Origin of the sequence: Cylindrospermopsis sp. CR12 (genome assembly GCF_001432185.1) — a bacterium.
Lineage (GTDB): Bacteria > Cyanobacteriota > Cyanobacteriia > Cyanobacteriales > Nostocaceae > Raphidiopsis > Raphidiopsis raciborskii.
Genome location: NZ_LMVE01000061.1, coordinates 1 through 24,796, shown reverse-complemented (window position 1 = coordinate 24,796; position 24,796 = coordinate 1). Strand labels below are relative to the sequence as shown.

The window sequence follows — 24,796 nt, the reverse complement described above, 5'->3', positions numbered from 1 at the left end:
ACAGAAAATAGGGTGGAAAACCCAGTTTGTTGAGCAGGACTTTTTGATAGAATGCTCCTAGATTGGTAGACCCAAGGTCTCCAAACTCTTAGCAATGATCAAGCGTGTGCAACGCAATTACAAAAGGCCATGGGCTTCCTGGTTTGTGAAGCCGTGTCCGTGAGGAAATTTTTATTACCAGTAGCAGTCCTAGGGCTACCAGTAGGGGCTAGAGGTATAAAATAAGCTCCTCCTAATCCCCATTGGTGCTGCCAATTTTTGAGGAACTTGAATGCCAAAACAAATTATTATCGCAGAACAGCATCAAATTGCTGCCGTATTTTCCGAAGATCAAATACAAGAACTAGTTGTAGCAACTGGTCATCACCAGATTGGTGATATCTATTTAGGGGTTGTGGAGAATGTATTACCGGGTATAGACGCAGCTTTTGTGAATATCGGTGATCCAGAACGTAACGGATTTATCCATGTGACCGATCTAGGTCCATTAAAGATTAAACGTAGTTCCGCAGCAATTACGGAGTTACTGACACCACAACAGAAAGTGTTAGTACAAGTAATGAAGGAACCTACAGGAACAAAAGGTCCCAGACTAACCGGTAATATTACTATGCCGGGACGTTATGTAGTTCTCATGCCCTATGGAAAGGGTGTAAACCTATCCAGACGGATTAAGAGCGAAAGTGAACGGAACCGTCTTCGCGCTCTAGCTATACTCATCAAACCTGCTGGTATGGGCATATTAGTGCGAACAGAGGCAGAAGGTAAACCAGAGGAAGCTATAATTGAAGACTTAGAATTGCTACAAAAGCAATGGGAAGTCATTCAGCAGGAAGCAGCATCCACGAGAGCGCCATCTTTATTAAATCGAGATGACGACTTCATTCAGAGGGTACTGCGGGATATGTATGGTGCGGACGTAAACCGTATTGTAGTGGATTCCAGTACAGGGTTAAGAAGAGTTAAACAATATTTACAAAATTGGAGTGGAGGACAGACACCCCAGGGTGTACTACTGGATCATCATCGTGACAGGTCACCGATTTTAGAATATTTTCGCATTAATGCTGCTATTAGAGAAGCATTACGTCCTAGGGTAGATTTGCCCTCTGGGGGTTACATTATCATTGAACCGACGGAAGCACTAACAGTAATTGATGTGAACTCGGGTTCTTTTACCCGCTCTGCAACAGCTAGAGAAACCGTGCTGTGGACAAACTGCGAAGCAGCAACGGAAATAGCGCGTCAACTGAGACTGAGAAATATTGCTGGCGTAATTGTAGTAGATTTCATCGACATGGAATCAAGACGCGACCAACTGCAAGTTTTAGAGCACTTTAATAAGACCCTGAAAGCAGATAAAGCTCGTCCTCAAATTGCCCAACTAACAGAATTAGGTCTAGTAGAACTGACGCGTAAACGTCAAGGTCAAAATATTTATGAACTGTTTGGTGAAAGCTGTCCCACTTGTGGTGGTTTAGGACACATCGTCCATCTACCAGGGGAGGTAGAAAACCGCATGCCCATACCCGCTGCGGAAGCGCCAGAAAAGTTTACCCCAGCCCAACCTAGGGAAATTAGAACCCCAGTAGTGCGTGCCCCAGAAATTAGAGAAAATCGAGAGATATTTGATAGCTTTGGTGAAGCGTTTGACACCGATTCTGAAGTTGGTAATCTAGTCAACCATCCCAGCTATCAAGAGTTGGGAGATCACAAACGTCGTACTCGCACCCGTCGCAGTCGCATTGGTGGTGCTAACCTCAAAGAGGAAAGCAGACCAGAGGTTTCTGGATTTGGTGGCGAGATGGATTTGGAAGCTGACACAGAAATCACTCCCATGGTCGACATACCCTCCCTGCTATCAGAAAGTCTGTTGGTAAAAGAATCTCCCAAAGCACCAAGCTTTGGTAGGGTGGGATGGACTGAAAGACCGGAGAGAACTAAAGTCAAAATAGAACCAATTAAACCAGTGATAGAGCCACCCCGAATCGTTGAGGTGGAAATGACGAACCAGGAACAGGATATGTTTGCCTTGATGGGAATTTCTCCCGGTGTTAAATTAGAGACGGAGGCAAAAACTCCCAAGTCAGTAATTTATAATATTATGCAACCAGGGGAAATTACATCTGATGCAGGTGAGTTTAATATGGATTCTATGCTTGAGGAAAAGCCTAAATTGGAATTTCCTAAGGTCAAACTTCCTACATCAAAAATCCCTTTAGAGGAATTTTCTCGCCCCCAAATGGCAATTGAGTCCCCCACGGAGGAATTATTGGGCAATATAGGTTTTGAACCTCTATCAGAGGACGAATCTAACTATTCTCCTACCCGTCGTCGTCGTCGTCGTCCCTCCGCTCAAGAGTAAATCCCCTGTTCATTTTCAAACTCCTTGTTTATCCTAGATTCTGGTTTTTATGGAATCAAATTGGCAGGAATTGTCTGACCACTGGAACCAGGAAGGGTGGATTGCTGGTGTGGATGAGGTGGGGCGCGGAGCTTTATTTGGGCCCGTAGTCGCTGCTGCAGTTATCTTGCCAAACTCCGCTTTATCAATACTGGTTGAATCTAAAATTAAGGATAGTAAGCAGCTATCTGTTTCTCGTAGACATTACCTAGCACAGCAAGTCGCCCAATTAGCTGTGGAATGGAAAATCGGTTATGCTACCACTGCGGAAATTGATAGGTTAAATATTTTGCAAGCTACTCTGTTGGCAATGAAACGGGCTGTCCTCAAACTCAAGTCCCAGCCCTCTCTTTGTCTTGTGGATGGTAATCAATTTATTCGTGATTTACTAATAGAGCAGCAAACTATTATACAGGGTGACAGGCGATCGCTCAACATAGCAGCTGCCAGTATTATGGCTAAAGTGTGGCGGGATGATTTAGTGGTGCGATTAGGCAAGAAGTATGATATGTATGATTTACACCGTAATAAGGGGTATGGGAGTAGGAAACACTTATTAGCTTTACAAAAGTATGGGCCGTCTCCCCTGCATCGACGGAGTTTTAGTCCCTGTCAGGTGAGGGGAGATATCAACTTTAAAAGTCAACTTTGAGGATAGAGATATCGGTGTTATCATTAGTTGTCTGATTGATTTCCATTTGTGAACTTACCCAGGAACGGTAATCAGCAAGAAGATGGTGGGATATTCGTTGTTTAATTGTGAGTAGAACACTCTTGAGCAGACCATTACCAGAGGTTTCCAAAATCGCCTTGGGAGTTAGGGAAAAGGGGTAAGGAATATCCACCAAAACTTCTAGATCCGCTTTACCTTCTAATCGGGTATGATCAGCATCATGGTGAGGGGAGAGATACCCCTTTAAATTCAGAGCAAACCGCTGGTTAACATATTCAAAACCCCGGATTTCACATCCTTGTGAACATAGATATATGGTTCCGTTGGCATCCGCCCAAACTCTCATATCTACTATAGGTTGGATATTTAATGACATGAAAGTTAAAGGACGCATTTTAAGACGAAACACTTCTTCGGAGATATGTTGAACTCTACTGTTATCAACCATAGCATTGACTAAGCGATGGGGCTGACGTAAGTAGTGCTGAATGGGGATGGACTGTTTAGGAACAGCAATTGTAACCGATTGGGAAGCAGTGAACTTAGTAGCCATAGATTAAGGCGATATTTACAAATATTCACAATTGTAACGTTTTTTGGTAGGGGAGGATAGGTGGATATCATCACATCAAGCGAAGAAATGAACATTGGGTATTTAGGACCACCGGGCACTTATTCGGAACAAGCAGCTTCGTTTTATTTAAACTGGATTAAGGGAAATCAAGAATTTAAGGGAGAAGTCATTCTACGTCCATGTCCAACTATAGCTAAAACACTACAGGCTGTAACAGTTCAAGAAGTTAATTTGGCAGTGGTTCCCGTGGAAAATTCCATTGAGGGAAGTGTAAGTATGACTATGGATAATTTATGGCAGTTGGAAAATTTACAGATTAAACAAGCTTTAGTGCTGCCAATTAACCATTGTTTAATTTCCTGTGCTACCAAATTAGAAGATATTGAAATAGTTTATTCCCATCCTCAAGCATTAGCACAATGTCAAGGGTGGTTAGGGAAATTTCTCCCCCAAGCAAATTTAAGTGCAACTAGTTCCACCACTCAAGCTTTGGAAAAGCTGGGTAAATCACCAACAACAGCAGCTATTTCCTCGGAGAAAGCAGCTCAAATGTATGATTTACCCATATTGAGTGACAGAATTAATGACTATCCTGACAACTGTACGAGATTTTGGGTGGTAGCACCAGAAAGTGGGGGGGGAAGTTCTTCAAGTTCATCAACCCACACATCCTTAGCATTTAGTGTCCCGGCCAATATTCCCGGTGCATTAGTTAAAGTATTACAAGTATTTGCGGATTTAGGAATTAATTTGAGCCGAATTGAATCTCGTCCTACCAAACGCTCTTTGGGGGAATACCTGTTTTTTCTCGATATAGAAGCCAGTGTTTTCTCATCGTTAATGACTACTGCTCTAAAAAATATAAGTATTAATGTTGAAATATTAAAAATATTTGGTAGTTATACAGTCTTAACAGTTGATTCAGATAAAATCAAATAAATAATGGGCCAGTTGCAACTTAGAACAGGAGGAAATATCTAACCGCTCTCCTTTTGTTTTTAAAAACACTGCTTGATTATTATCAGAGCCAAAACCACTGTCAGATTTATCAATGGGGTTGGCCACGATAACATCTAAATTCTTCCTTTGTAATTTCTCTTGCGCAGGGGTGACAATATCCCCAGTTTGTGCTGCAAAACCAATTAGTAATTGATGGGGTTGTTTGATTTTGCCCAGGTGGGCTATTATATCTGATACTGGTGCTAAAGGTATACTTTCAGGTAAAGAGGACTTAGGGATTTTTTCTGCACTATAATCCCTCGGTTTTACATCCGCAACTGCTGCGGACATAATAATTATATTGGCAATGGGAAAATATTCTAACATCACTTCTTGCATTTGTGCTGCACTAATCACCGGTATACCCTTTACCCCCAGGGGAACACTCCAACTGGAAGGACAATGGACTAGTGTTACCTCCGCTCCCCTGTGTAGTGCTGCTTGTGCAAGAGCTAATCCCATTTTACCTGTTGCTGGATTGCCAATAAACCGCACCGGATCTAAATATTCCCTAGTTCCTCCCGCACTAATCAAAACTTGTTTTCCCCTTAAATCTCTTTTCCCTTGAGTATGTAATAAAGATTTCACCCAAACCTCTATTTCCTCCGGTTCCGCCATTCTCCCCTCCCCCGTGCGATCGCACGCTAATAGTCCCTGAGCGGTTTGCATAGCATAAAACCGAGGATTTGTCAATATTTGTTGCCAATTCCTTTGCACTGTGATCTGTTCCCACATATCGGTATTCATAGCAGGTGCTAAAAGTATGGGACAGGTAGAAGCTAAAACCGTATTTGTTAATAAGTTATCAGCTATGCCATAAGCCAATTTAGCTATAGTATTGGCTGTTAAAGGAGCGATAACCATAAGATCGGCCCACTCTCCCAATTCTATATGAAGCGGACGGGAGTAGATTGGTTGCCAAAAGTCATCATCAGTATAAGCCTGATGGCGAGAAAGGGTAGAAACAGTTAGGGGAGTAATGAATTTTTGAGCTGAATTGGTGAGGATAACTCTTAGTTCCACTTGTGATTGGAACAGGGTGGAAATTAACTGACAAACCTTATAAGCTGCGATACCACCTCCCACAGCAACAATGACCTTTTTTCTTTCCGAATTGCTAGTTGACATGAAATTGGTACAAATGAAAATCAAAACTACCCAAGATCTAGATCTGGGTAGTTTTGAGTGATTTTTGAGCGGTTCAACCCTAAGTATTACTCTTTGGGTTTTCTTTCAAAGCGAGGAGGTTCACGAAAGGCGATCGCAAAGAATAGAACGCCTATTGCTAAAGCCAAAATTAAAATGTATGCAACGCTTTCCATGTTAGGATTTCCTATCAGGGTAGTATTTTGATTTTATCAAACACAGTGAAAACCGGGAGGTTTGGTCACCAATTGACATTAAACAGGCCCGGTGGCAAAAAGTAGGAAGTCTGAAGACCCATACTTTTTACCTTACACCTAATTAAGCTTCCTTGCGAACACGAGTGGTCTTATCACCCAATTTTTGGAATAGACCCCACTCTACTTGTTCTTCTAGATCCGCTTCCACACCTGCGAATACATCGCGGTAGATAGTTCTAGCACCATGCCAGATGTGACCAAAGAAGAATAAGAGAGCAAATACAGCGTGACCGAAGGTAAACCAACCTCTAGGAGAGGTGCGGAACACACCATCAGATCCCAAGGTTTCACGGTCGAATTCAAAAATTTCCCCACCTTGAGCTTTCCGAGCATATTTCTTCACATCAGCAGGGTCTGTGAATGTTTGACCATTCAAATTACCACCGTAGAAGCTAACAGTTACACCCGTTTGCTCAAAGCTGTATCTGGATTCCGCCCGACGGAAAGGAATGTCAGCGCGGACAACCCCATCCTTATCGGTCAAAATCACAGGGAAGGTTTCAAAGAAGTTAGGTAGACGACGAACAGTCAGTTCCCTTCCTTCCGAATCTGTGAATACTGCATGACCTTGCCAAGATTGGGCAATGCCATCACCCTTAACCATAGGACCTGTGCGGAATAATCCACCTTTAGCCGGACTATTACCCACATAGTCGTAAAAAGCTAACTTTTCAGGGATTTGTGACCATGCTTCTGTTAAAGTCGCACCACCAGCTACACTGGATTGCACACGACGTTGAATCTCTTGTCGGAAGTATCCTTGATCCCACTGGTAGCGGGTAGGTCCAAACAGTTCAATGGGTGTAGTTGCATTTCCATACCACATTGTTCCTGCTACTACGAAAGCGGCAAAGAACACTGCTGCAATACTGCTGGAAAGTACGGTTTCGATATTACCCATCCGTAGAGCTTTGTAGAGCCTTTCCGGTGGTCTAACCGATAGGTGGAATAGTCCGGCAATAATACCTACCACCCCTGCAGCAATATGGTGAGCCACAACACCACCAGGGTTAAAGGGGTTAAAGCCTGCTGGTCCCCATTCAGGTGCTACTGGTTGAATACTGCCAGTTAAACCATAAGCATCAGAAACCCACATTCCTGGACCAAATAGACCAGTGAGATGGAAAGCACCAAATCCAAAACAAAGTAAACCGGATAAGAACAAATGAATGCCAAACATTTTTGGCAAATCTAAAGCAGATTCGCCAGTGCGGGGATCTCTAAACAGTTCCAAATCCCAATAAACCCAGTGCCAAACAGCAGCTAGGAATAATAGACCGGAGAGAACTATATGAGCAGCAGCTACGCCTTCAAATGACCAGAAGCCAGGATCTACTGCTGTACCACCTGTTACGCTCCAACCGCCCCAGGATTCGGTTACACCCAAACGTGCCATGAAGGGTAATACGAACATCCCTTGTCGCCACATCGGGTTGAGAACAGGATCGCTAGGATCGTAAACAGCTAATTCATAGAGTGCCATTGAACCAGCCCAGCCAGCAACTAAGGCTGTGTGCATTAAGTGTACGGAAATCAGTCGGCCTGGATCGTTCAGCACCACTGTATGTACTCGGTACCAAGGTAGTCCCATTGACTACGCCCCTCCTTAAAAAGTTAGTTTACAAAGCAATTTTCTTACTGAGACTGCTCAGGTGATAATCTACCATCCACAGGTCTCCGGTGAGTTTTTGTTATTGCCAGTCTTGATTGATATTTCCCCGCTTTAGAAAAATGGGGATTCTAATTGGTGAGTGCATACGGGTTGAAACCTCGCATTTACTCAATAGCCGTGTGGCTAGGTTTATTATCGCCGATTTGCCTTCATAAGTTAAGTCTTCCAGCTCATCACTTTTAAGAACTCTCTTATTTCAGCTCCGAGCAAAAATGAGAATTTTTTAGTAAGTATAACCTGAAAATGTGATTGTTGATCCAAATGTCTTTGTTATTATTCCAGGAGAAGGAGGTCAAGTTTGGTAAGTTCGCCAAATTATTGCTAAGTTTAAAACAACAATGGCCATAACTAAGTTTTTCCGCTGGTTAGGGAAACCAGTTAAATTTCTATCCCTATTCTCTTTGTGCTTCTTACTGACCATTAGCTGTAGTCCCACTCAGCATTCCAATACCCCTCCCCAGAATCTTTCCGCTGATGCTCGCATTACCATAGGCACTACTGCCAAACCAAGAACTCTTGACCCCGCTGATGCTTATGAGTTAGCATCCCTGGGTTTAATTTTTAATATGAGCGATCGCCTGTATACGTATAATCCAGGTAGCACGGAAATTCAACCACAACTGGCTACTTCTTTACCTAAAGTTAGTGCGGATGGGTTAACATATACCATACCTTTGCGTAAAGATGTGGTTTTTCACGATGGTACTCCCTTTAACGCTAAAGCTATGGAATTCAGTATTCAGCGGTTTATAGAAAATAAGGGTAAACCCTCGTTTTTACTTTCTGATACTATAGACTCAGTAAAAGCAACTAAGGAACATGAATTAACAATTAGGTTAAAAAAACCTTTTGCCGCTTTTCCTGCTTTATTAGCCTTTTCGGGGGTGTGTCCGGTATCACCTAAATCCTATCAAATTGGGGCGGGTAAATTCCAACCTAATATATTTGTGGGAACTGGTCCATATAAACTCCAAGAATATGGAGCGGATTCGTTAAAATTTGATGTTTTTGACCAATATTGGGGAGAAAAACCGGCAAATAAGGGGATTAACGTACAAATTCAATCTAGTCCCGTCAACCTGTTTAATGCCTTTAAAACAGGGGCGTTTGACGTTGCTTATTTGTCATTACAACCAGATCAAATTCGCAGTTTAGAAGAGGGAGCAAAAACAGGAAATTGGCAAGCAATAACTGCTCAAGGTAGTGTAGTTAGTTATATGGTACTCAATAGAAATCAACAACCCCTAGATCAACCAGAAGTACGAAAGGCGATCGCCTCATTAGTCAATCGTTCCCTATTGAACGACAGGGTGTTATATGGTCAAGCGGATCCGCTTTATAGCATGATTCCGACAACATTTAATGTTTCCCAACCATTATTTAAAAACAAATATGGTGATGGAGAATTTGACCGAGCCAAAAACCTGTTAACTGCTGCGGGATTCTCTGTAGAAAAGCCAGCCAAAATTCAAGTTTGGTATCCTTCCAGTTCACCTACCCGCAGTTTAGTGGCACAAACCTTAAAATCCCTAGCTGACACCAAAATGGGTGGAATATTACAACTAGAAATTAAAACTGTAGAAGGAGCAACATTCTTCAAAGAAATTTCTAAAGGTTCCTATCCCATAGCCCTATTAGATTGGTATCCGGACTTTTTAGATCCCGATAACTATGTCCAACCATTTTTGGCATGTGAGCAAGGTTCAGAAAGCAAAGGTTGTGAAAAAGGTGGTAGTCAAACCCAAGGAGCTTTTTATTATAGCCAAACCATGAATAAATTGATTGATCAACAGCGTCAAGAGCAGAATCCAGAAGCCAGAAAGAAAATATTTAATCAGATTCAGAACCTGGTTTTAGAAGATGTTCCTTATATTCCCCTATGGCAAAATAAAGATTATGTTTTTGCCCAAAAAGGTGTGAACAACGTCCAACTTGATCCCACTCAGAATCTGATTTACAAAAACATCAAAAAATAAAAACCAACAACCCTAATTATTGCCCTATGTCTCGGTCTAAAGCCCTACAGTATTACATAGCTTCTCGGTTATTATTTGCACCGCTGCAATTATTAACCATTGTCACCATTGTTTTTCTTTTACTAAGAGCAACACCGGGAGATCCAGCAGATGCAATTTTAGGAGGTAGGGCTCCAGAAAGTGCCAAAGAAGAACTGAGAAAACAATTAGGATTAGACCTACCCATTTGGCTACAGTATATCAACTACCTGGGGAACATCCTACGTTTTGACCTGGGTAGTTCCCTAACTAGTCGGGGTCAAAATGTCTGGCAAATCATCAGTCAACATTTTCCTGCAACGATGGAACTAGCAGTTTGTAGCATGTTAGTAGCGCTCATTGTGGGGATTTTAGTAGGAACCCTTTCTGCATCCCGTCCAGGAACTCCCTTGGATTTGGGGGGGAGATTATTTGGCATTATCACCTATGCACTCCCCATGTTCTGGGCGGGGATGTTATTACAATTAGTCTTCTCTGTCCAGTTACAATGGTTCCCTAATTCTAATCGTTTTCCTCCCAATATTAGTCCCCCCACAACCATTACTGGTTTATATACCATTGATAGTTTATTGAGTGGTAACTTGAATTATTTTTTCCTGGCCTTGCATCATTTAGCTCTACCCAGTTTAACCCTAGGAATTTTATTAAGTGGTATTTTTGAGCGAATAGTTAGAGTCAACTTAAAAGAAACTCTAAAAGCTGACTATGTGGAAGCAGCTCGAGCTAGAGGAATACCAGAAAACAAGATTTTAGTATCCCACGCTTTAAAAAATGCCCTCATACCAGTAATTACAGTTTTAGGGTTAACATTTGCTTCCCTATTGGGAGGAGCAATTTTAACCGAGGTGACTTTTTCTTGGCCTGGATTGGCCAATAGACTATATCAAGCAATTGCTGACAGGGATTATACCACCGTGCAGGGAGTGTTAGTATTTTTCGGGGGAATTGTTGTTAGTGCTAGTATTGTGATTGATATTCTCAATGCTTATATAGATCCAAGAATTAGATATTAGGTGTAGGCTTGTTTAGTTCTCCTGATTTGAATGGAACCACCTAAATCTTAGATTTGGGTGGGTTTAACGAATACTCCGGGGGTCAAGAGCATCTCTCAATCCATCACCAAGCAAATTAAATGCTAAAACCGTCAATATTATCAGCATAGCTGGAGCTAGAACTAACCACGGTTGTAAAACTAAAATAGAAGCATTACTGGCTAAAGAAAGCATGTTTCCCCAAGAAGGATCAGGTTGTTGAATACCTAAACCAATTAGACTTAATACTGCTTCTGCACCTATAAAACTAGGAATAGCTAAAGTAGCTGAAATAATTACATAACTGGCAGTTTGAGGTAATATATGACGTAAGATGATATAAAAAGGTTTGCCTCCCATAGCTAGTGACGCTTGAACAAATTCCTGTTCTTTAATAGACAAGACTTGACCACGAATTACTCTGGCCAAACCAGCCCAACTAATCACTGAAGTAATTAAGACTATTAGCAGAAATCTTTGTGTGCTGGTCAATTGAGGACTTAAAATTCCTGACAGTGCTGCTAATAAATAAATACTAGGAAAGGTCATCAAAACTTCTGCCAACCGCATAATAATAATATCAATCCAACCACCAAAATAGCCAGAAATACCACCAATGATTAAACCTAAGGGATAGGTAATAATAATCCCAAAAATCCCAATAAATAGACTAATCCTTCCTCCATGTAGCAACCGACTAAATTGGTCTCTACCCTGTTCATCTGTTCCCAATAGGTTAAATTTGGCTGAATCTTTAGCACCAAACAAATGTAAATTTAGGGTGATACCAGGAATAATCTTTACTTCTTCCCATGCGGGAGGTAAGGGTAATTTTACCTCGAATAATGTATATTCAGAACCAACTACAAATAAACCCAGAGATGATGGTTTTTGAAAATCAACAATTAGTTTTCTTTCTCCGGTTTCTAAATTTGTATCCCCCTGAGTTGTGGGATAAATATGTGGTCCAATAAATTTACCATCTGGCGTTTTCCAATAAATTTTGGTTGGTGGTAATAGGGAACCGTGAGGTTGAGAATCATAGGGATTATAGGGCGCTATAAAATCGGCACCAATTACTCCTATGTAAAATACTAACAGTATTATTGCACCAAATCGCGCTAAGTTGTTATTCTTTAGTCTTTGCCACCAGTTCATAGTTCTAATTTCTGATTTTAATTACAATAGGAGCGATATAGCAAAAATATCTTGACAGTAACAGATTTTTGCCTTACCATTGAACCTGGGTTCAATGGCTTATTCAACTCTTTAATGCGGGTGTAATTCAGTGGTAGAATGTCTGCCTCCCATGCAGAATGTCGTGGGTTCGAGTCCCATCACCCGCTTTTAGTCCCTATCTACAACCTAGGGATTCACGAGTGTCAACTCCCGTTTGAGAGTTAACTCCACTAGCATCAGCACACAATTTTTTCACCTCCACTCCATCTAAAATGGCATTGGTAAAGTCAGCACCGGTAATATCCACATTGTTAAATGTCGAGCGTAACATCATGGCATTAGTAAAAATGGCATCGCTTAAATTAGAATTCTTAAAATTAGACAAGTAAGAGATTCCGTCACTAAAGTTGACTCCATGTAAATTTGTATCAATCAACAGTGTGCCATTAAATACTACACCTCGCAAATCAGCATTGCTAAAGTTAGCATTTTCCAATTTAATGTTGGTGAACTCCTTACCTACTAAACTTTTTCCCGAATAATCTTGAATTTCTATCTTACTCCCTGCAGACCGGGTAATACTAGAAGAACTGGCTGCTTGTGCGGATAAGTTAGATACAAAGAACACTGCGGTTAAAACTAAACCGACAAATATTTGCCAATACTTCATGATTTTTGAGTAATAAATCTTATCAATCTACAATATTAGAATATCTAAAATACAGTCAGTTAACTCAAAACTCGTGATCAAATCAGACAGTCCTGTAAATCATTCTGTTCCTTCACCAGGGGGAAAAACCCCTCTATATCAAACTGGTGTGGAAATGAAAGCCAGATTTACCAACTTTGGCGGTTGGGAAATGCCTTTACAATACACCAGTATTATTGAGGAACACCAAGCTGTGAGAAATGGTGCGGGAATGTTTGATATTTCCCACATGGGTAAGTTTAACCTCCAGGGTAAAAACCTCATGGTCCAACTGGAAAAACTAGTCCCTTCTGATTTAAGTAGGTTGCAACCTGGTCAGTCTCAATACACTGTACTGTTAAATCCTCAAGGTGGGATTATTGACGATATCATTATTTACCGTCAAAGTGGAAAAAATACAGATAATGAAAAAGTTGTCATTATTGTTAACGCCTCTACTACAGATAAAGACAGGAATTGGTTGTCGCAAAATCTGGACTTGAATCAAATTCAATTTGAAGACCTGTCTAGGGATAAGATATTAATTGCCCTCCAGGGTCCAAAAGCTACTGCTATATTACAGTCTTTTGTAGCTGATGATTTGACACCTATCAAAGCTTTTGGCCATTTAGAAACCGAAATTTTGGGTGGTGGGGCCTTTTTAGCTCGTACTGGTTACACAGGGGAAGATGGCTTTGAGATCATGGTAGATTCGCAAACGGGACTGGAATTTTGGCAACGTCTCCATGGTGCAGGTGTCACCCCTTGCGGATTAGGTTGTAGGGACACATTGCGGTTAGAAGCAGCTATGTCACTTTATGGTCAAGATATTGATGATAATACTACACCTTTAGAAGCTGGTTTGGCATGGTTAGTCCATTTAGATAGAAAAGGTGATTTTATTGGTCGAGACATTTTAGAAAGGCAAAAAATCCAGGGTGTGGAGCGTAAATTGGTGGGTTTACAAACTCAGGGAAGAAATATTCCCCGTCATGGCTACTCCCTTCTATCATCTGGAAAAATCATTGGACAGGTGACCAGTGGTACTCTGTCTCCCACCTTAAACTATCCTATTGCTCTAGCTTATGTAACTGCTGAGTTAGCAAATATTAAACAGCAAATAGAAGTGGATATACGTGGTAAAACCTATCCAGCCCAAGTAGTAAAACGCCCTTTTTATAAATCCCAAAATCGTGCCCACAAATAATGGTTGAAAAACCTTGAGGTTAAGTTTTGGAGCATGGCGTAAAGCCTCCACTTGGTGCAAACCTGGTTGAGCAAGTTTTGACGATGAATGTAGAATCCCCGTGTATTTAGACCGGGGAGTGTCAATTATGTAGAACATTATTGAATGTAGAAAGGAAAATTATGGAGCTGAAATATCCCGAAGATTTACTGTATCTCGATACTCATGAATATGTACGACTAGATAGTGAAATTGCTACTGTGGGCATTACTAATTTTGCCATAGACCAATTGGGAGATATAGTATTTTTAGAACTGACAGAGGTTGGAAATGACCTTTCCCAAGGAGAATCATTTGGCACAATCGAATCAGTTAAAGCAGTGGAAGAATTAAAATCCCCAGTCACAGGAGTAGTTATAGAAAGAAATGAGTCCTTGATTGAGTCTCCAGAATCCATAGGAAAGGACCCCTATGGGGATGGCTGGTTTATTAAAGTGCATATAAGTAATGCCCAAGAAGTGGTGCAGGGAATGTCTGCTGAAAAATATGCTGCTTTGGTGGAGGGAGCATAACTTTTGCTTGGATTCCACCCTCTCCAGATAAAAAATGGAGTCATGATATTAAGTTCCCTAACTCAAGTATGATAGGGATATAAAGAAATGTAATGCTAATAAATGATGATGCCAGATCAATCCTATAAGATCAGACATCACTGGGGGCGTTAGCATTTCGACTCAGACAAGAGTTGATATAGTGCTACCACTCTTGTCAAAATACTCAACAAATCACACAAAGAGCGTGTAGACTATGGCTCAATTTTCTGAATCAATGGACGTACCTGATATGGGTCGTCGCCAGTTTATGAACTTACTTACCTTTGGGACTGTAACCGGGGTAGCTGCTGGAGTTCTTTATCCCGTTGTGAACTACTTCATCCCGCCCGCCAGCGGTGGTGCTGGTGGCGGTTCAGTCGCAAAGGATGAACTGGGCAATGATGTTAGTCTCAGCAAGTTCCTTTCTAGTCACAATGTGGGAGATCGGACTTTAGTTCAAGGATTAAAGGGAGACCCTACCTACATCGTGGTGGAAACTAAAGAAGCAATTGCTGATTATGGCATTAATGCTATCTGTACCCACCTGGGTTGTGTTGTTCCCTGGAACGTAGCAGAGAATAAGTTTAAATGTCCTTGCCATGGTTCTCAATACGATGCGACTGGTAAAGTTGTACGCGGACCTGCACCTAAATCTCTAGCTTTAGCTCATGCTAATGTCAACGATGACACTATCGTTTTGACCCCCTGGACGGAAACCGACTTCCGCACTAATGAAAACCCATGGTGGGCTTAATAGAATAAAGTGCTGAGTAACTAATCATTAGTCAATGCTGACCAATGACAACTGACTAACTAAAACCGAAACATGACTTTATAGAGATGAGAAACGCCCTTACACCAGCGAGGTTAACTCGCGCTGCTAAGGTAATGCTAAATACATTACTAATAGCGATCGCCTCCGTGACATTTTCCTTGGTTAGCGATTTCGTTCAACCCCAAAGTGCTGCTGCTTACCCCTTTTGGGCGCAGGAAACTGCTCCTGAAACACCTCGCGAAGCCACAGGGCGAATTGTATGTGCCAACTGTCACCTAGCTGCCAAGAACACAGAAGTAGAAGTACCACAATCCGTATTACCTGATACCGTATTTAAAGCGGTGGTCAAAATACCATACGATACCAGCGTACAGCAAGTAGGAGCGGATGGTTCTAAGGTTGGTTTAAACGTTGGAGCGGTATTAATGTTACCGGAAGGGTTTAAGATTGCTCCAGAAGATCGCATACCAGAAGAACTCAAAGAAGAAGTAGGGGATCTACCATTCCAAACCTACAAGGAAGATCAAGAAAACGTAATTATTGTTGGGCCATTACCTGGGGAAGAATATCAAGAAATTGTTTTTCCTGTATTGTCACCTAACCCTGCTACCGACAAAAATATCCACTTTGGCAAATATTCCATTCATGTTGGCGGAAATCGGGGACGTGGACAAGTTTACCCCACAGGTGAAAAGAGTAACAATAACATTTACAATGCTTCTGCTGGGGGGACAATTAGTAAGATTGCTCAAACCGAAGATGAAGATGGTAATGTCAAATATATAGTTAGCATCACCACTGCATCGGGAGATGTGGTGGAAGATACTGTGCCCGCAGGTCCGGAATTAATTGTTTCTGAGGGACAAACTGTAGCATCTGGTGATGCTTTAACCAATAACCCTAATGTGGGTGGTTTTGGTCAGAAAGACGCAGAAATTGTCTTACAAGATAGTTCTAGGGTTGTGTGGCTGATTGCCTTTATCTGTTTAGTCATGATGGCACAGGTAATGTTAGTGCTGAAGAAGAAACAAATAGAAAAAGTCCAAGCTGCTGAGATGAATTTCTAAATTCCCTGCTAGATCGCACTTTTTTCTTGGGACAGGCAAAAAGCCTGTCTTTTTTTCTAGTAAACCCTACTTTAAATGGCGGATACCACACTTGAGACCCATTTGACAATTTTCTTAACATTTTGTTATCTTTGTTTACATAGAGTAATAAAGACTTATTCAACAAGGAGTTACTCAAATGGTTGTGTTAATTGCATTATTTGTTATTGGTTGGGTTGCAGCTGGGTTGATTGGTTCCCTAGCATATTTTATGGGTGAGCAAAGCAAGCCCATTCATGAACGTAACTGGCGTTCTGAGTCGTTTGCAAGACTAGCCAAGTCAATTACCGGTCAAGAAATTAATTATGAAACCCGCACTCCTGCTTATGGTATGGATGCTTATACCAGCCAAGGCTTATCTGAGTAGAGTTTGTAAATAATAAATAGAGCAAATAGCCGTGCTGTCAAAAGTTTAGACAGTACGGTTTGTTATATTAGGTATGAAAATTTTGGATCAAATTATAAAAAGGTTGCCAATTATCCTGTTCCACAATTGGTTGCCAAATCTCTTCAATTACTGGTCTTAGTAAATTAGACTGGGGATTATATTGGATTAAGGTTGTGCCAACATTCGTCATTTCTTGGGAAACCGAGTTGTTGAGGACTTGATGATAAAGTGCGCACCAGTTTTTAAAAACAGATAATGACCTCGGCAAAATTTGTGATTCCTCCATAATTAAACTAGGTTCCTCACGCCATCTGGGGGAAAATGTCTTTGCCATATCGGCAAAAAACTGATGATAATTAATTTGACTTTCTTTTAAAAAACCAATTGTGAGATCTAACAAATCATCAGCTTCTGGAAATTTGGGTTGGGCAAAACCTAATCTTTTCAACATCAAATTCCCATATTCTGCATGATAGTATTCCTGAAATTTTGCTAACCCATAATCCAGATCCACTGGGTCAATCACCGCTTTTAATGGCTCTTGCAACAGTTCTAAATTTAAATAACAAATACTTGGTTGCTGACCATAACAATAACGCCGATAATAGTCAAAATAGGCAGCAGTAAAATTTAAATCATAGGTGGGGATAAAAGCATAGGGTCCATAGTCAAAACTTTCCCCTGTAATAGACATGTTGTCAGTATTTAAAACACCATGGCAAAAACCCGCGCACATCCATTGTGCCACTAACTGGGCTACTCTCTTCACTAGTTCAGCATAAAACAAAGCATATTTATTCTCCTGATTGTTTAGATCTGGATAATATTGATCAATCACATGATCTAATAATTTCTGGATTAAATCCGGGCGTTTTAAATAATGTAATCTCTCAAAAGTGCCAAATCTAATATGGGATTTACTCATGCGCACCATGACTGATGAACGGGTGGGAGAAGGTTCATCTCCTCGCCATAAAGATAATCCAGTTTCAATCATACTTAAACACCGGGATGTTCTCACACCTAAACGATGTAATACTTCCCCTGCTAAAACTTCTCTCACCCCTCCCTTGAGGGTTAGCATTCCATCACCACCACGGGAATAAGGCGTTCTCCCTGATCCCTTAGTGCCAAAATCATATAGTTCTCCATCCACACCCCTAACTTGTCCATAAAGAAAACCTCTACCATCTCCTAAATGGGGGTTATATTCACCAAATTGATAGCCGTGATAACGCAGTGCTAAAAATGGTTTCTTTCCTTCAAATTTGCCAAAGCTATCAATAAAGTTTTGGTCTGTAATTATTTGATGGTCTATTCCTAAACGTTCTAATAATGAATTATTTCGCCAGCGTAAAATGTGTTGGGGAAATTCTTCCGCATCAACTTCATCATAGTAGTCATTACCTAATGACTCCAATTTATATTCATAGTTGAGAGAATGTAACCGGTTGGGGGAGGTTGTATCATTTGGCGTTTCAGCTGGGTTCATTTTTACTATTTTTGGTGTTTTCTTGATTCTACATTATTACCAATTGCCATTGGTCGGTAGATGATGCTACTCTACTTGTATCCCACGGTTAAAATTTCCGTGTCTTTCTGTTCATTATAAAGGATAGCAAAAGGATAGTAATGGCGCAAATACGCTACGATTGGCAAAAAGATGAGATTTTCGCTATCTACAATACACCATTTTTAGAGCTGGTTTATCAAGCTGCTACTGTACACCGTCAATTTCATAATCCTAAACAAATACAGGTATGCAAGCTAATATCTATTAAAACTGGTGGTTGCCCAGAAGACTGTGGTTACTGCGCCCAGTCCTCCCATTATAAAACTGAAGTCAAACCAGAAGCTTTATTAGCTAAGGAAACAGTATTAAATATTGCTCACAAAGCTAAGGAAAATGGTGTCAGTCGAATCTGTATGGGCGCTGCTTGGCGCGAAGTACGAGATAATTCCCAATTTGAACAAGTTTTGGATATGGTTAAAAATGTAACCTCTATGGGACTGGAGGTCTGCTGCACTTTGGGCATGTTAACAGCTAGTCAAGCTCAAAAGTTGCAAGATGCAGGTCTTTACGCTTATAATCATAACCTGGATACTTCCGAAGAATATTATAGTAGTGTTATTACCACGAGAACATATAGCGATCGCCTGAATACAATTAGAAATGTTCGATCAACTAATGTGACTGTTTGTTCTGGTGGTATTCTGGGTTTAGGTGAGAGTGTGGAAGACCGGGTGGGAATGTTATATACTCTATCTAGTTTGGAACCCCATCCTGAATCAGTTCCGATTAATATCCTCTCCCAGGTTGAGGGAACACCCCTGTCCGATCAACCGGAAGTTCCTATTTGGGATGTGGTGCGGATGATTGCTACTGCTAGAATCATTATGCCCACCTCTGACGTGCGTTTAAGTGCTGGAAGAGCTAGACTTTCTCCCGTGGAACAGTCTTTGTGTTTTATGGCGGGTGCCAATTCAATTTTTTCTAGTGATGACCAGAAAATGTTGACGGTTACCACCCCTTGTCCCGATTATGACACGGATGGGGAAATGTTAAAGCTATTGGGTTTGCAAATGCGTCCTCCTTCTAAACTTTCTTAATATACCCAACCCACAAAACCAGTTGATTGAGAACTGACTTTGGCTTTCAGACAGGGAATTAATTCCCTGTCTCCCACAGTCTCTAGATTATCTTAGCAGCACGAAGACCAAATAATAGTCCCACTGCGATAACTGTAAACGCGGCTAAAAAAGCCACATATTCCACTACGGCCATTGATCTCGCTCCAGAATTTAGTTCACTAAATTTATTCAATCATATATAATTTCCCATTATATCCGGGTTTTTCAATGACTTCCGTAATTAAAGTAGATATACCAGAAAATTCCTATCAAATCATTGTTGCACCAGGTAGTCTGGATCAACTGGGCCCACAAATGGCTAGTCTCAATCTAGGTAAAAAGGCCCTTTTGGTTTCTAACCCCATCATATTTAAGCATTATGGAGAGCGGGCGATCGCCTCTTTGCAAAATGCTGGTTTTGATGTGGTTCACTATAATCTCCCACCTGGAGAGCGATATAAAACATTAAACTCTATTCAAAAAATTTATGATACAGCTTTAGAACATAAATTAGAGCGCAACTCCACCATGATAGCTTTAGGTGGTGGTGTTGTCGGTGATATGACGGGATTCGCTGCTGCTACCTGGCTAAGAGGAATTAATTTAGTACAAGTACCCACTAGTTTACTAGCGATGGTTGATTCTTCCGTAGGTGGAAAAACAGGGGTTAATCATCCCCATGGTAAAAACCTAATTGGTGCATTTTATCAACCCAGGTTAGTACTAATTGACCCTCAAGTTCTCCAAACCTTACCCAGTGGTGAATTCAGAGCGGGAATGGCGGAAGTGATCAAGTACGGGGTAATTTGGGATCCCCAATTGTTTACTCAGTTGGAAGCGAGCAAGCACCTTGATCAACTCCGCTATGTAAAATCCGACCTGATAAACTATATCTTAACTCATTCTTGTGAAGCAAAAGCAAATGTGGTCAGTCAAGATGAAAAAGAATCTGGAATCCGGGCAATTTTGAATTACGGTCATACTATTGGTCACGCAGTGGAAAGTGTCACTAAATATCGAGTGTTTAAGCATGGTGAAGCCGTCGGTCTTGGTATGATAGCAGCGGGGGAAATTGCTGTTAGGTTGGAACTTTGGTCAAAATCAGATGCAGAGCGTCAAAATACACTTATCCAAAAAGCCGGACTGCCAACTAAATTGCCAGTGGGTTTAGATATTAATCAACTAATTGATGCCTTACAATTAGATAAGAAGGTTAAATCAGGTAGGGTGAGATTTGTTCTACCTAGTCAAATAGGAAAGGTTCTAGTTACAGACCAGGTACCAACGGATATTATTACTCAGGTTTTGTCGAGTTTTGGTTTTTAGATGCGGTTATTAAAGTCCCCTATCTGTTTCTTGGATTCCATTGGGCTCAGTCTTAGGCTGAAGTTGGGGAGTTTTGGTGATTAATAGGTAACCAATTCCTAGTAGAACCACACTAATCAGTGCTAGGATATAACCGAATGTCCGAGGTTTTTTAGTGTGTGATATTATTGTTTTAGGAGAGTTTGATGGGATAATACTATAGGGTTGTCTCAATTCTTCTAGTACCTTTTCCGCCAAGCTATAGCGGTTCTCAGAATTAGCTACTAATAACTTATCTAGAATCTGCTGCAATTTCTGACTTAGAGGTTGATTTAAATAGTTACGCCAGTTTGCAACCCAGTTGTAACCGTCTTTAAGCCAAAGCTCATAGGGATTTTTACTAGTAAGCAAATAAAAACAGGTTACACCAAGACTGTATAAGTCACCGGCCGTACTTGCTACACCATCAACTCTTTGTTCCCAAGGTGCATAACCATCTGTGCCAATCCGCGTTCCTGAAGTTGCTCCTCCTTGTAATTCTTTTGAAGCACCAAAATCAATCAACACCAATTTACCATCTTTATGACGACGCATAACATTTTCCGGTTTAATATCTCGGTGAATAATCCCTTGCTTATGAACTTCCTGGAGGATGAGCAATAAGTCCTGCAAAAACTGGCGAATTTTAGCTTCGTTTAACACCCCTTCGGTTTGTAGTTCTTCGAGTAAATTTTTGCCATCAACAAACTGCTCTACTAAATATAACTGTCGATTTTCTTCAAAGTAGGCAAACAAGCTAGGGATTTGAGTGTGTTCCGCCAACTTTTGTAATTGCTGTGCTTCTTGTAGAAATAACTCTGTAGCTTTGATTAAGGCTTGTGTTGTTTGATTACCTAAAGAAGGTGCCAGCTGTTTAATTACACAGAGTTCATTTAATTTATGAGTGTCCAGCGCCAAGTAGGTTTTAGCAAATCCTCCACCCCCTAAACGTTTAACTGGTTGATAACGATTCTTCAAGATTACTAAAGGAGTGCCACAGGTAGGGCAATAACTAGTACCCTCTGGAACTTGGGGGTTATCACATTCATAAGTAGGATTCAGACAGCATATCTGATTCATGGCTTTTGGTGAGCGGATATTGTTACTGAATATCTAAGGTGGTTTATTTTAGCACGAATGGTTCCGGGAGTGATCGTTATTTTTGCCAGGTGGAATGGTTAAGAAAAGTGGCATATAATGTATAATTATTAAAAGCTAGAAAAATATTGGCAAAAAGTCAACTTTAGTGTGTTATTTTTTTTGTCAGTTGTTGTTGGTTAATGAACTACCTGTCTCGACAGATATGTAAAGTACAGCATTTTGGTAAATAAGGTATGTGGAAAAAAAGTAAAAATAATAATCTAAATCTAAATAGTCTAAGTAAAATAACACGTAGTTTATTATTGTTGTTTTTGACATTAAGTGGCAGTTTGCTAACAACAAACCTTTTTGCACCAGCACTAGCACAATCAAATACGGAAAGTAATGGTCTAGAACTATTACCAAGAGTTGCCAACAAGAATAAAGTCAGAATTGATGGTTCGATTAAATTGTTAATGATCAACCAAAAGCTGAAAAATAGTTTTCAGGAACTGTTTCCCCATACTCAGGTAGAAATAGGAACAAGCGGTAATGAGGCAGCTATTAAATCCTTATTGGACGGACAAATTGATGTGGCGGCGATCGCTAGAGGATTGACTCCAGCAGAAAAAGCTCAGGGACTGGAGCAAGTTCGTCTAACCAGAGAAAAAATTGCCGTTGTGGTTGGTGTTGATAATCCATTTCAGGGTGGTTTAACTATTGGGGAGTTTACGAGGATATTTAGGGGTAAAATTACTAACTGGTCTCAGGTAGGTGGGCCTCCTATGGCAATTCGGTTTATTGATCGTTCTGTCACCAGTGAAACTCGCCGTTCTCTCGGTGGTTACCCGGTGTTCAATTTTCCTGAATTGACTAGTAACAGTGATAAATATCTTACTGTCATCCGAGATAAAACTACGGAAATTATCCAACAATTGGGTAAAGATGGTATCAGCTACGCCATAGTCAGCCAGGTAAAAACAGTCCCCCAAGTAAGAATACTCAAAATTCAGGGTACTTATCCCGACCATTCCAAATATCCCTTTTCATTACCCCTGGTTTATGCTTACAAGCGTAACTCTGATCCTACAGTGGTGAATTTTGTGGATCTTGCTACTACCCAAGTAGGAAAAAAAGCTATATCCAAGGCTAAAGAAGAAGAGATGTCAGCAGTCGCGACACTACCAAATACGGCACAAAACTCCACCCCCGGTTCCGAGTCTCTAGTTCCCATCTATTCCCAAAATGCCCTGCTGTCAACTTCTGTCTCCCCAGACGCTTCAACTTCAAGAAATAATGGTAATTATTTTGGCTATGCTAGTCGGCTATTTTCCGGTGTAGTGGGAAACAGAAAACTCCTAGGACTATTAATTGGTTTATGCTTTCTAGTAATATTCCTAACGTTTTTACTTTGGCTATTAATGGGGAGAAAATCTCGACGAAAGAAAAATCTTGTTGCTGGAGGGATAAACGAATTGGAAACATCATACCCAAACACGGAGGAAGTAATTGGCAATGACTCCGATGTTTTCGATCAAGCAGTAGGCTTAGATTTCGGTGAGTTGGTTTGGGATATAGAAGCACCAGTCTCAGTCATCAATACTCTTGATTCTCCAGAATCCCCAATATTGACACCATCTGCACCAGTGGTAGAGAATCACATTCCCCCAAATACTTCCCAAATCGGTACCGGAAGCTCCATTACTTTTGTACCACGCTCAGCCAAATGGGCCTATGTTCACTGGTATATTTCCGAGAGCGATCGCCAGTTGGCAAAACAGAGAGGAGGGAACATTCTAGCTATTAGACTTTATGATGTGACCAATCTGGATCTAAGTGTTCAATCTCCTCCTTTGGTTAAGGAATATGAGTGTGAAGAATCAGGATCAGATTACTACTTGGCTATTCCCAGAACCCATCATGAGTACATGACAGAAATCGGGTATTTGACCGATGACCATCAGTGGCTAAACATGGCCCGTTCTCAAACCATTTGGACCTATAATCTTCCCGATAAAGAGCTATAACCACTTGTAGGCATCTACATTAACCTCATACTCAGATCTAACCATCGTGATTGAGTTACAGGAGCACTGCTAGAAATAAAATCAACTCCCGCTTGTGCTACACTGCGAATAGTATCTAGGCTAATATTGCCCGATGCTTCAATTTTCACCCGTTTATCCTGTTGACGAATCAAACTTACTGCTTGAGTCATCAGATCCAGGGACATATTATCCAACATAATAATTTCAGCTTGACACTGTAGAGCTTCCTCAACCTGCTCTATAGCTTCCGTTTCTACCTCAATACTTAACGGGTATGGAACTTGCGATCGCACTTGTTGAATAGCCTTAGTAATACTGCCAGCTGCGACTATGTGATTATCCTTAATCATCACCGCATCATCTAACCCCATACGATGATTAGTAGCTCCACCCACCGCACTAGCATACTTTTCTAAAATTCTCAACCCGGGAGTAGTCTTACGAGTATCAACAAACTTAGTGGGTAGATCCGCTATTTTTTCCACATACATATTAGTCAAACTAGCAATTCCACTCAACCGCATCACCAAATTCAGTGCCACCCGCTCCCCCATCAATAACCCATCCCAAGCCCCTGTAATTTCCGCTACCACTTCACCAGCTTGACACTTATCCCCCTCAGCCTTGAGTGGCACAAAATTGATTTGGTCATTTAATAGATAAAACACCCTAGCTGCAATTGGCAACCCAGCAATTATCCCCTCTGCTTTAGCTACCCACCTAGCTTGTACACTAGTGTGGTGCTGGGATAACAGAGCTTGGGTCGTGCGATCGCCCCTACCAATATCCTCCATCAACCAGACCCGCAGCATGGGGTCAAGCAACAAAACCGGTGGTAATACACCCAAAAAACCTTTCATCGAACTTTCCATCAGTTGTTTAAATATAATCAAGTCTAAGCGGAGATTTCAACAGTTTACCAATGGTTCAAATGCCCAATCCATAAAGGATTCAGCCCCTAAAATTTTGGTAAAAAACTTTTTTCAAAAAAAGTGAAAAAAGTAGTT

23 protein-coding genes and 1 tRNA gene are annotated in these 24,796 nt (G+C 41.0%); 14 read left to right on the top strand and 10 right to left on the bottom strand.

Translation table 11 applies throughout. The annotated features are described in order from the left end of the window. The first annotated feature begins 271 nt into the window (after positions 1-271). The gene (locus ASL19_RS08070; RefSeq protein ID WP_057177949.1) at positions 272-2,365 is read left to right on the top strand and encodes an Rne/Rng family ribonuclease; all 2,094 of its coding nucleotides are present in this window, start codon (positions 272-274) and stop codon (positions 2,363-2,365) included. Between the two features lie 49 nt (positions 2,366-2,414). After that, on the top strand, positions 2,415-3,056 hold the full coding sequence (locus ASL19_RS08065) for a ribonuclease HII (protein ID WP_006276048.1): 642 nt from the start codon (positions 2,415-2,417) through the stop codon (positions 3,054-3,056). Here the strand turns inward: ASL19_RS08065 and ASL19_RS08060 are convergent. Beyond that, the gene (locus tag ASL19_RS08060; protein WP_006276049.1) at positions 3,040-3,630 is read right to left on the bottom strand and encodes a DUF1997 domain-containing protein; all 591 of its coding nucleotides are present in this window, start codon (positions 3,628-3,630) and stop codon (positions 3,040-3,042) included. The genes ASL19_RS08065 and ASL19_RS08060 overlap by 17 nt on opposite strands. 87 nt (positions 3,631-3,717) lie before the next feature. On the opposite strand from ASL19_RS08060, the gene pheA reads away from it, so the two are divergent. Next, a complete protein-coding gene (gene pheA, locus ASL19_RS08055) occupies positions 3,718-4,590 on the top strand; it encodes a prephenate dehydratase (RefSeq protein ID WP_057177948.1) in 873 nt (290 codons plus the stop codon). Here pheA and coaBC read toward each other — a convergent pair. The 3 genes from coaBC to psbB all read right to left on the bottom strand — a co-directional run bounded on the left by coaBC (position 4,573) and on the right by psbB (position 7,644). Next, positions 4,573-5,778 carry a bifunctional phosphopantothenoylcysteine decarboxylase/phosphopantothenate--cysteine ligase CoaBC gene (coaBC, locus tag ASL19_RS08050; RefSeq protein WP_057177947.1) on the bottom strand — a complete coding sequence of 402 codons (1,206 nt, stop codon included), beginning with the start codon at positions 5,776-5,778 and terminating at the stop codon, positions 4,573-4,575. The two genes, pheA and coaBC, sit on opposite strands and share 18 nt — an antisense overlap. An 86-nt stretch (positions 5,779-5,864) precedes the next feature. Next, positions 5,865-5,972, bottom strand: a complete 108-nt coding sequence (locus ASL19_RS08045) for a photosystem II reaction center protein T (RefSeq protein WP_006276052.1) — start codon at positions 5,970-5,972, stop codon at positions 5,865-5,867. Positions 5,973-6,114: 142 nt separating this feature from the next. Then, positions 6,115-7,644 carry a photosystem II chlorophyll-binding protein CP47 gene (gene psbB, locus ASL19_RS08040; protein ID WP_057177946.1) on the bottom strand — a complete coding sequence of 510 codons (1,530 nt, stop codon included), beginning with the start codon at positions 7,642-7,644 and terminating at the stop codon, positions 6,115-6,117. Positions 7,645-8,063: 419 nt separating this feature from the next. Here psbB and ASL19_RS08035 point away from each other — a divergent pair, with 419 nt between their 5' ends. Beyond that, positions 8,064-9,701, top strand: coding sequence for an ABC transporter substrate-binding protein (locus tag ASL19_RS08035; protein ID WP_057177945.1), 1,638 nt, complete (start codon positions 8,064-8,066; stop codon positions 9,699-9,701). A 26-nt stretch (positions 9,702-9,727) separates the two neighbouring features. After that, the gene (locus tag ASL19_RS08030; protein ID WP_057177944.1) at positions 9,728-10,753 is read left to right on the top strand and encodes an ABC transporter permease; all 1,026 of its coding nucleotides are present in this window, start codon (positions 9,728-9,730) and stop codon (positions 10,751-10,753) included. A gap of 63 nt (positions 10,754-10,816) precedes the next feature. On the opposite strand, the gene ASL19_RS08025 is transcribed toward ASL19_RS08030, so the two are convergent. Next, positions 10,817-11,929: an ABC transporter permease gene (locus ASL19_RS08025; protein WP_057177943.1), complete on the bottom strand. Its 1,113-nt coding sequence runs from the start codon at positions 11,927-11,929 to the stop codon at positions 10,817-10,819. 116 nt (positions 11,930-12,045) lie between these two features. Between ASL19_RS08025 and ASL19_RS08020 the strand changes: the two genes are divergently transcribed. Further along, positions 12,046-12,117: transfer RNA gene (locus tag ASL19_RS08020), tRNA-Gly, on the top strand. 8 nt (positions 12,118-12,125) lie between these two features. On the opposite strand, the gene ASL19_RS08015 is transcribed toward ASL19_RS08020, so the two are convergent. Further along, the gene (locus ASL19_RS08015) at positions 12,126-12,620 is read right to left on the bottom strand and encodes a pentapeptide repeat-containing protein (protein WP_006278024.1); all 495 of its coding nucleotides are present in this window, start codon (positions 12,618-12,620) and stop codon (positions 12,126-12,128) included. A gap of 73 nt (positions 12,621-12,693) precedes the next feature. On the opposite strand from ASL19_RS08015, the gene gcvT reads away from it, so the two are divergent. The 5 genes from gcvT to ASL19_RS07990 all read left to right on the top strand — a co-directional run bounded on the left by gcvT (position 12,694) and on the right by ASL19_RS07990 (position 16,665). Next, entirely contained in the window at positions 12,694-13,845 is a 1,152-nt protein-coding gene (gene gcvT / locus ASL19_RS08010) for a glycine cleavage system aminomethyltransferase GcvT (protein WP_057177942.1), read from the top strand. Positions 13,846-14,003: 158 nt separating this feature from the next. Beyond that, positions 14,004-14,396 carry a glycine cleavage system protein GcvH gene (gene gcvH / locus ASL19_RS08005; protein WP_200959819.1) on the top strand — a complete coding sequence of 131 codons (393 nt, stop codon included), beginning with the start codon at positions 14,004-14,006 and terminating at the stop codon, positions 14,394-14,396. A 235-nt stretch (positions 14,397-14,631) separates the two neighbouring features. Then, positions 14,632-15,171, top strand: a complete 540-nt coding sequence (gene petC, locus ASL19_RS08000) for a cytochrome b6-f complex iron-sulfur subunit (protein ID WP_006278029.1) — start codon at positions 14,632-14,634, stop codon at positions 15,169-15,171. A gap of 86 nt (positions 15,172-15,257) precedes the next feature. Next, positions 15,258-16,259: a cytochrome f gene (petA, locus tag ASL19_RS07995; protein ID WP_057177941.1), complete on the top strand. Its 1,002-nt coding sequence runs from the start codon at positions 15,258-15,260 to the stop codon at positions 16,257-16,259. A gap of 178 nt (positions 16,260-16,437) precedes the next feature. Next, positions 16,438-16,665 (top strand): photosystem II protein, Psb35-related, encoded by a 228-nt coding sequence (locus ASL19_RS07990; protein ID WP_057177940.1) that lies wholly within the window; start codon positions 16,438-16,440, stop codon positions 16,663-16,665. A gap of 67 nt (positions 16,666-16,732) precedes the next feature. Here the strand turns inward: ASL19_RS07990 and ASL19_RS07985 are convergent, their stop codons facing one another. Next, complete coding sequence (locus tag ASL19_RS07985; protein ID WP_057177939.1) at positions 16,733-18,178, bottom strand: YdiU family protein; 1,446 nt, start codon at positions 18,176-18,178, stop codon at positions 16,733-16,735. A 140-nt stretch (positions 18,179-18,318) separates the two neighbouring features. On the opposite strand from ASL19_RS07985, the gene bioB reads away from it, so the two are divergent. Further along, positions 18,319-19,296, top strand: a complete 978-nt coding sequence (bioB, locus tag ASL19_RS07980) for a biotin synthase BioB (RefSeq protein ID WP_276613096.1) — start codon at positions 18,319-18,321, stop codon at positions 19,294-19,296. 82 nt (positions 19,297-19,378) lie between these two features. Here bioB and petL read toward each other — a convergent pair whose 3' ends face one another. Beyond that, positions 19,379-19,471, bottom strand: a complete 93-nt coding sequence (gene petL / locus ASL19_RS16710) for a cytochrome b6-f complex subunit PetL (RefSeq protein WP_065179930.1) — start codon at positions 19,469-19,471, stop codon at positions 19,379-19,381. 74 nt (positions 19,472-19,545) lie between these two features. On the opposite strand from petL, the gene aroB reads away from it, so the two are divergent. Further along, a complete protein-coding gene (gene aroB, locus ASL19_RS07975) occupies positions 19,546-20,643 on the top strand; it encodes a 3-dehydroquinate synthase (protein WP_006278034.1) in 1,098 nt (365 codons plus the stop codon). Between the two features lie 9 nt (positions 20,644-20,652). On the opposite strand, the gene ASL19_RS07970 is transcribed toward aroB, so the two are convergent. Continuing rightward, the gene (locus ASL19_RS07970; protein ID WP_057177937.1) at positions 20,653-21,741 is read right to left on the bottom strand and encodes a serine/threonine-protein kinase; all 1,089 of its coding nucleotides are present in this window, start codon (positions 21,739-21,741) and stop codon (positions 20,653-20,655) included. A 350-nt stretch (positions 21,742-22,091) separates the two neighbouring features. Between ASL19_RS07970 and ASL19_RS07965 the strand changes: the two genes are divergently transcribed. Then, positions 22,092-23,768: a substrate-binding domain-containing protein gene (locus ASL19_RS07965; RefSeq protein ID WP_235528952.1), complete on the top strand. Its 1,677-nt coding sequence runs from the start codon at positions 22,092-22,094 to the stop codon at positions 23,766-23,768. A 14-nt stretch (positions 23,769-23,782) separates the two neighbouring features. Here ASL19_RS07965 and nadC read toward each other — a convergent pair whose 3' ends face one another. Then, positions 23,783-24,649: a carboxylating nicotinate-nucleotide diphosphorylase gene (gene nadC, locus ASL19_RS07960; RefSeq protein ID WP_057177935.1), complete on the bottom strand. Its 867-nt coding sequence runs from the start codon at positions 24,647-24,649 to the stop codon at positions 23,783-23,785. Positions 24,650-24,796: the final 147 nt, after the last annotated feature.

Bases quoted from the DNA above. Each gene is read 5' to 3' on its own strand.
- ASL19_RS08065 (WP_006276048.1), top strand. From the start codon at position 2,415: ATGGAATCAAATTGGCAGGAATTGTCTGACCACTGGAACCAGGAAGGG.
- ASL19_RS07985 (WP_057177939.1), bottom strand. From the start codon at position 18,178: ATGAACCCAGCTGAAACGCCAAATGATACAACCTCCCCCAACCGGTTA.
- ASL19_RS08060 (WP_006276049.1), bottom strand. From the start codon at position 3,630: ATGGCTACTAAGTTCACTGCTTCCCAATCGGTTACAATTGCTGTTCCT.
- coaBC (WP_057177947.1), bottom strand. From the start codon at position 5,778: ATGTCAACTAGCAATTCGGAAAGAAAAAAGGTCATTGTTGCTGTGGGA.
- pheA (WP_057177948.1), top strand. From the start codon at position 3,718: ATGAACATTGGGTATTTAGGACCACCGGGCACTTATTCGGAACAAGCA.
- petA (WP_057177941.1), top strand. From the start codon at position 15,258: ATGAGAAACGCCCTTACACCAGCGAGGTTAACTCGCGCTGCTAAGGTA.
- ASL19_RS08035 (WP_057177945.1), top strand. From the start codon at position 8,064: ATGGCCATAACTAAGTTTTTCCGCTGGTTAGGGAAACCAGTTAAATTT.
- petC (WP_006278029.1), top strand. From the start codon at position 14,632: ATGGCTCAATTTTCTGAATCAATGGACGTACCTGATATGGGTCGTCGC.
- psbB (WP_057177946.1), bottom strand. From the start codon at position 7,644: ATGGGACTACCTTGGTACCGAGTACATACAGTGGTGCTGAACGATCCA.
- ASL19_RS08030 (WP_057177944.1), top strand. From the start codon at position 9,728: ATGTCTCGGTCTAAAGCCCTACAGTATTACATAGCTTCTCGGTTATTA.
- ASL19_RS08045 (WP_006276052.1), bottom strand. From the start codon at position 5,972: ATGGAAAGCGTTGCATACATTTTAATTTTGGCTTTAGCAATAGGCGTT.
- ASL19_RS08015 (WP_006278024.1), bottom strand. From the start codon at position 12,620: ATGAAGTATTGGCAAATATTTGTCGGTTTAGTTTTAACCGCAGTGTTC.
- petL (WP_065179930.1), bottom strand. From the start codon at position 19,471: ATGGCCGTAGTGGAATATGTGGCTTTTTTAGCCGCGTTTACAGTTATC.
- ASL19_RS07970 (WP_057177937.1), bottom strand. From the start codon at position 21,741: ATGAATCAGATATGCTGTCTGAATCCTACTTATGAATGTGATAACCCC.
- ASL19_RS08070 (WP_057177949.1), top strand. From the start codon at position 272: ATGCCAAAACAAATTATTATCGCAGAACAGCATCAAATTGCTGCCGTA.
- bioB (WP_276613096.1), top strand. From the start codon at position 18,319: ATGGCGCAAATACGCTACGATTGGCAAAAAGATGAGATTTTCGCTATC.
- ASL19_RS08025 (WP_057177943.1), bottom strand. From the start codon at position 11,929: ATGAACTGGTGGCAAAGACTAAAGAATAACAACTTAGCGCGATTTGGT.
- nadC (WP_057177935.1), bottom strand. From the start codon at position 24,649: ATGAAAGGTTTTTTGGGTGTATTACCACCGGTTTTGTTGCTTGACCCC.
- aroB (WP_006278034.1), top strand. From the start codon at position 19,546: ATGACTTCCGTAATTAAAGTAGATATACCAGAAAATTCCTATCAAATC.
- ASL19_RS07990 (WP_057177940.1), top strand. From the start codon at position 16,438: ATGGTTGTGTTAATTGCATTATTTGTTATTGGTTGGGTTGCAGCTGGG.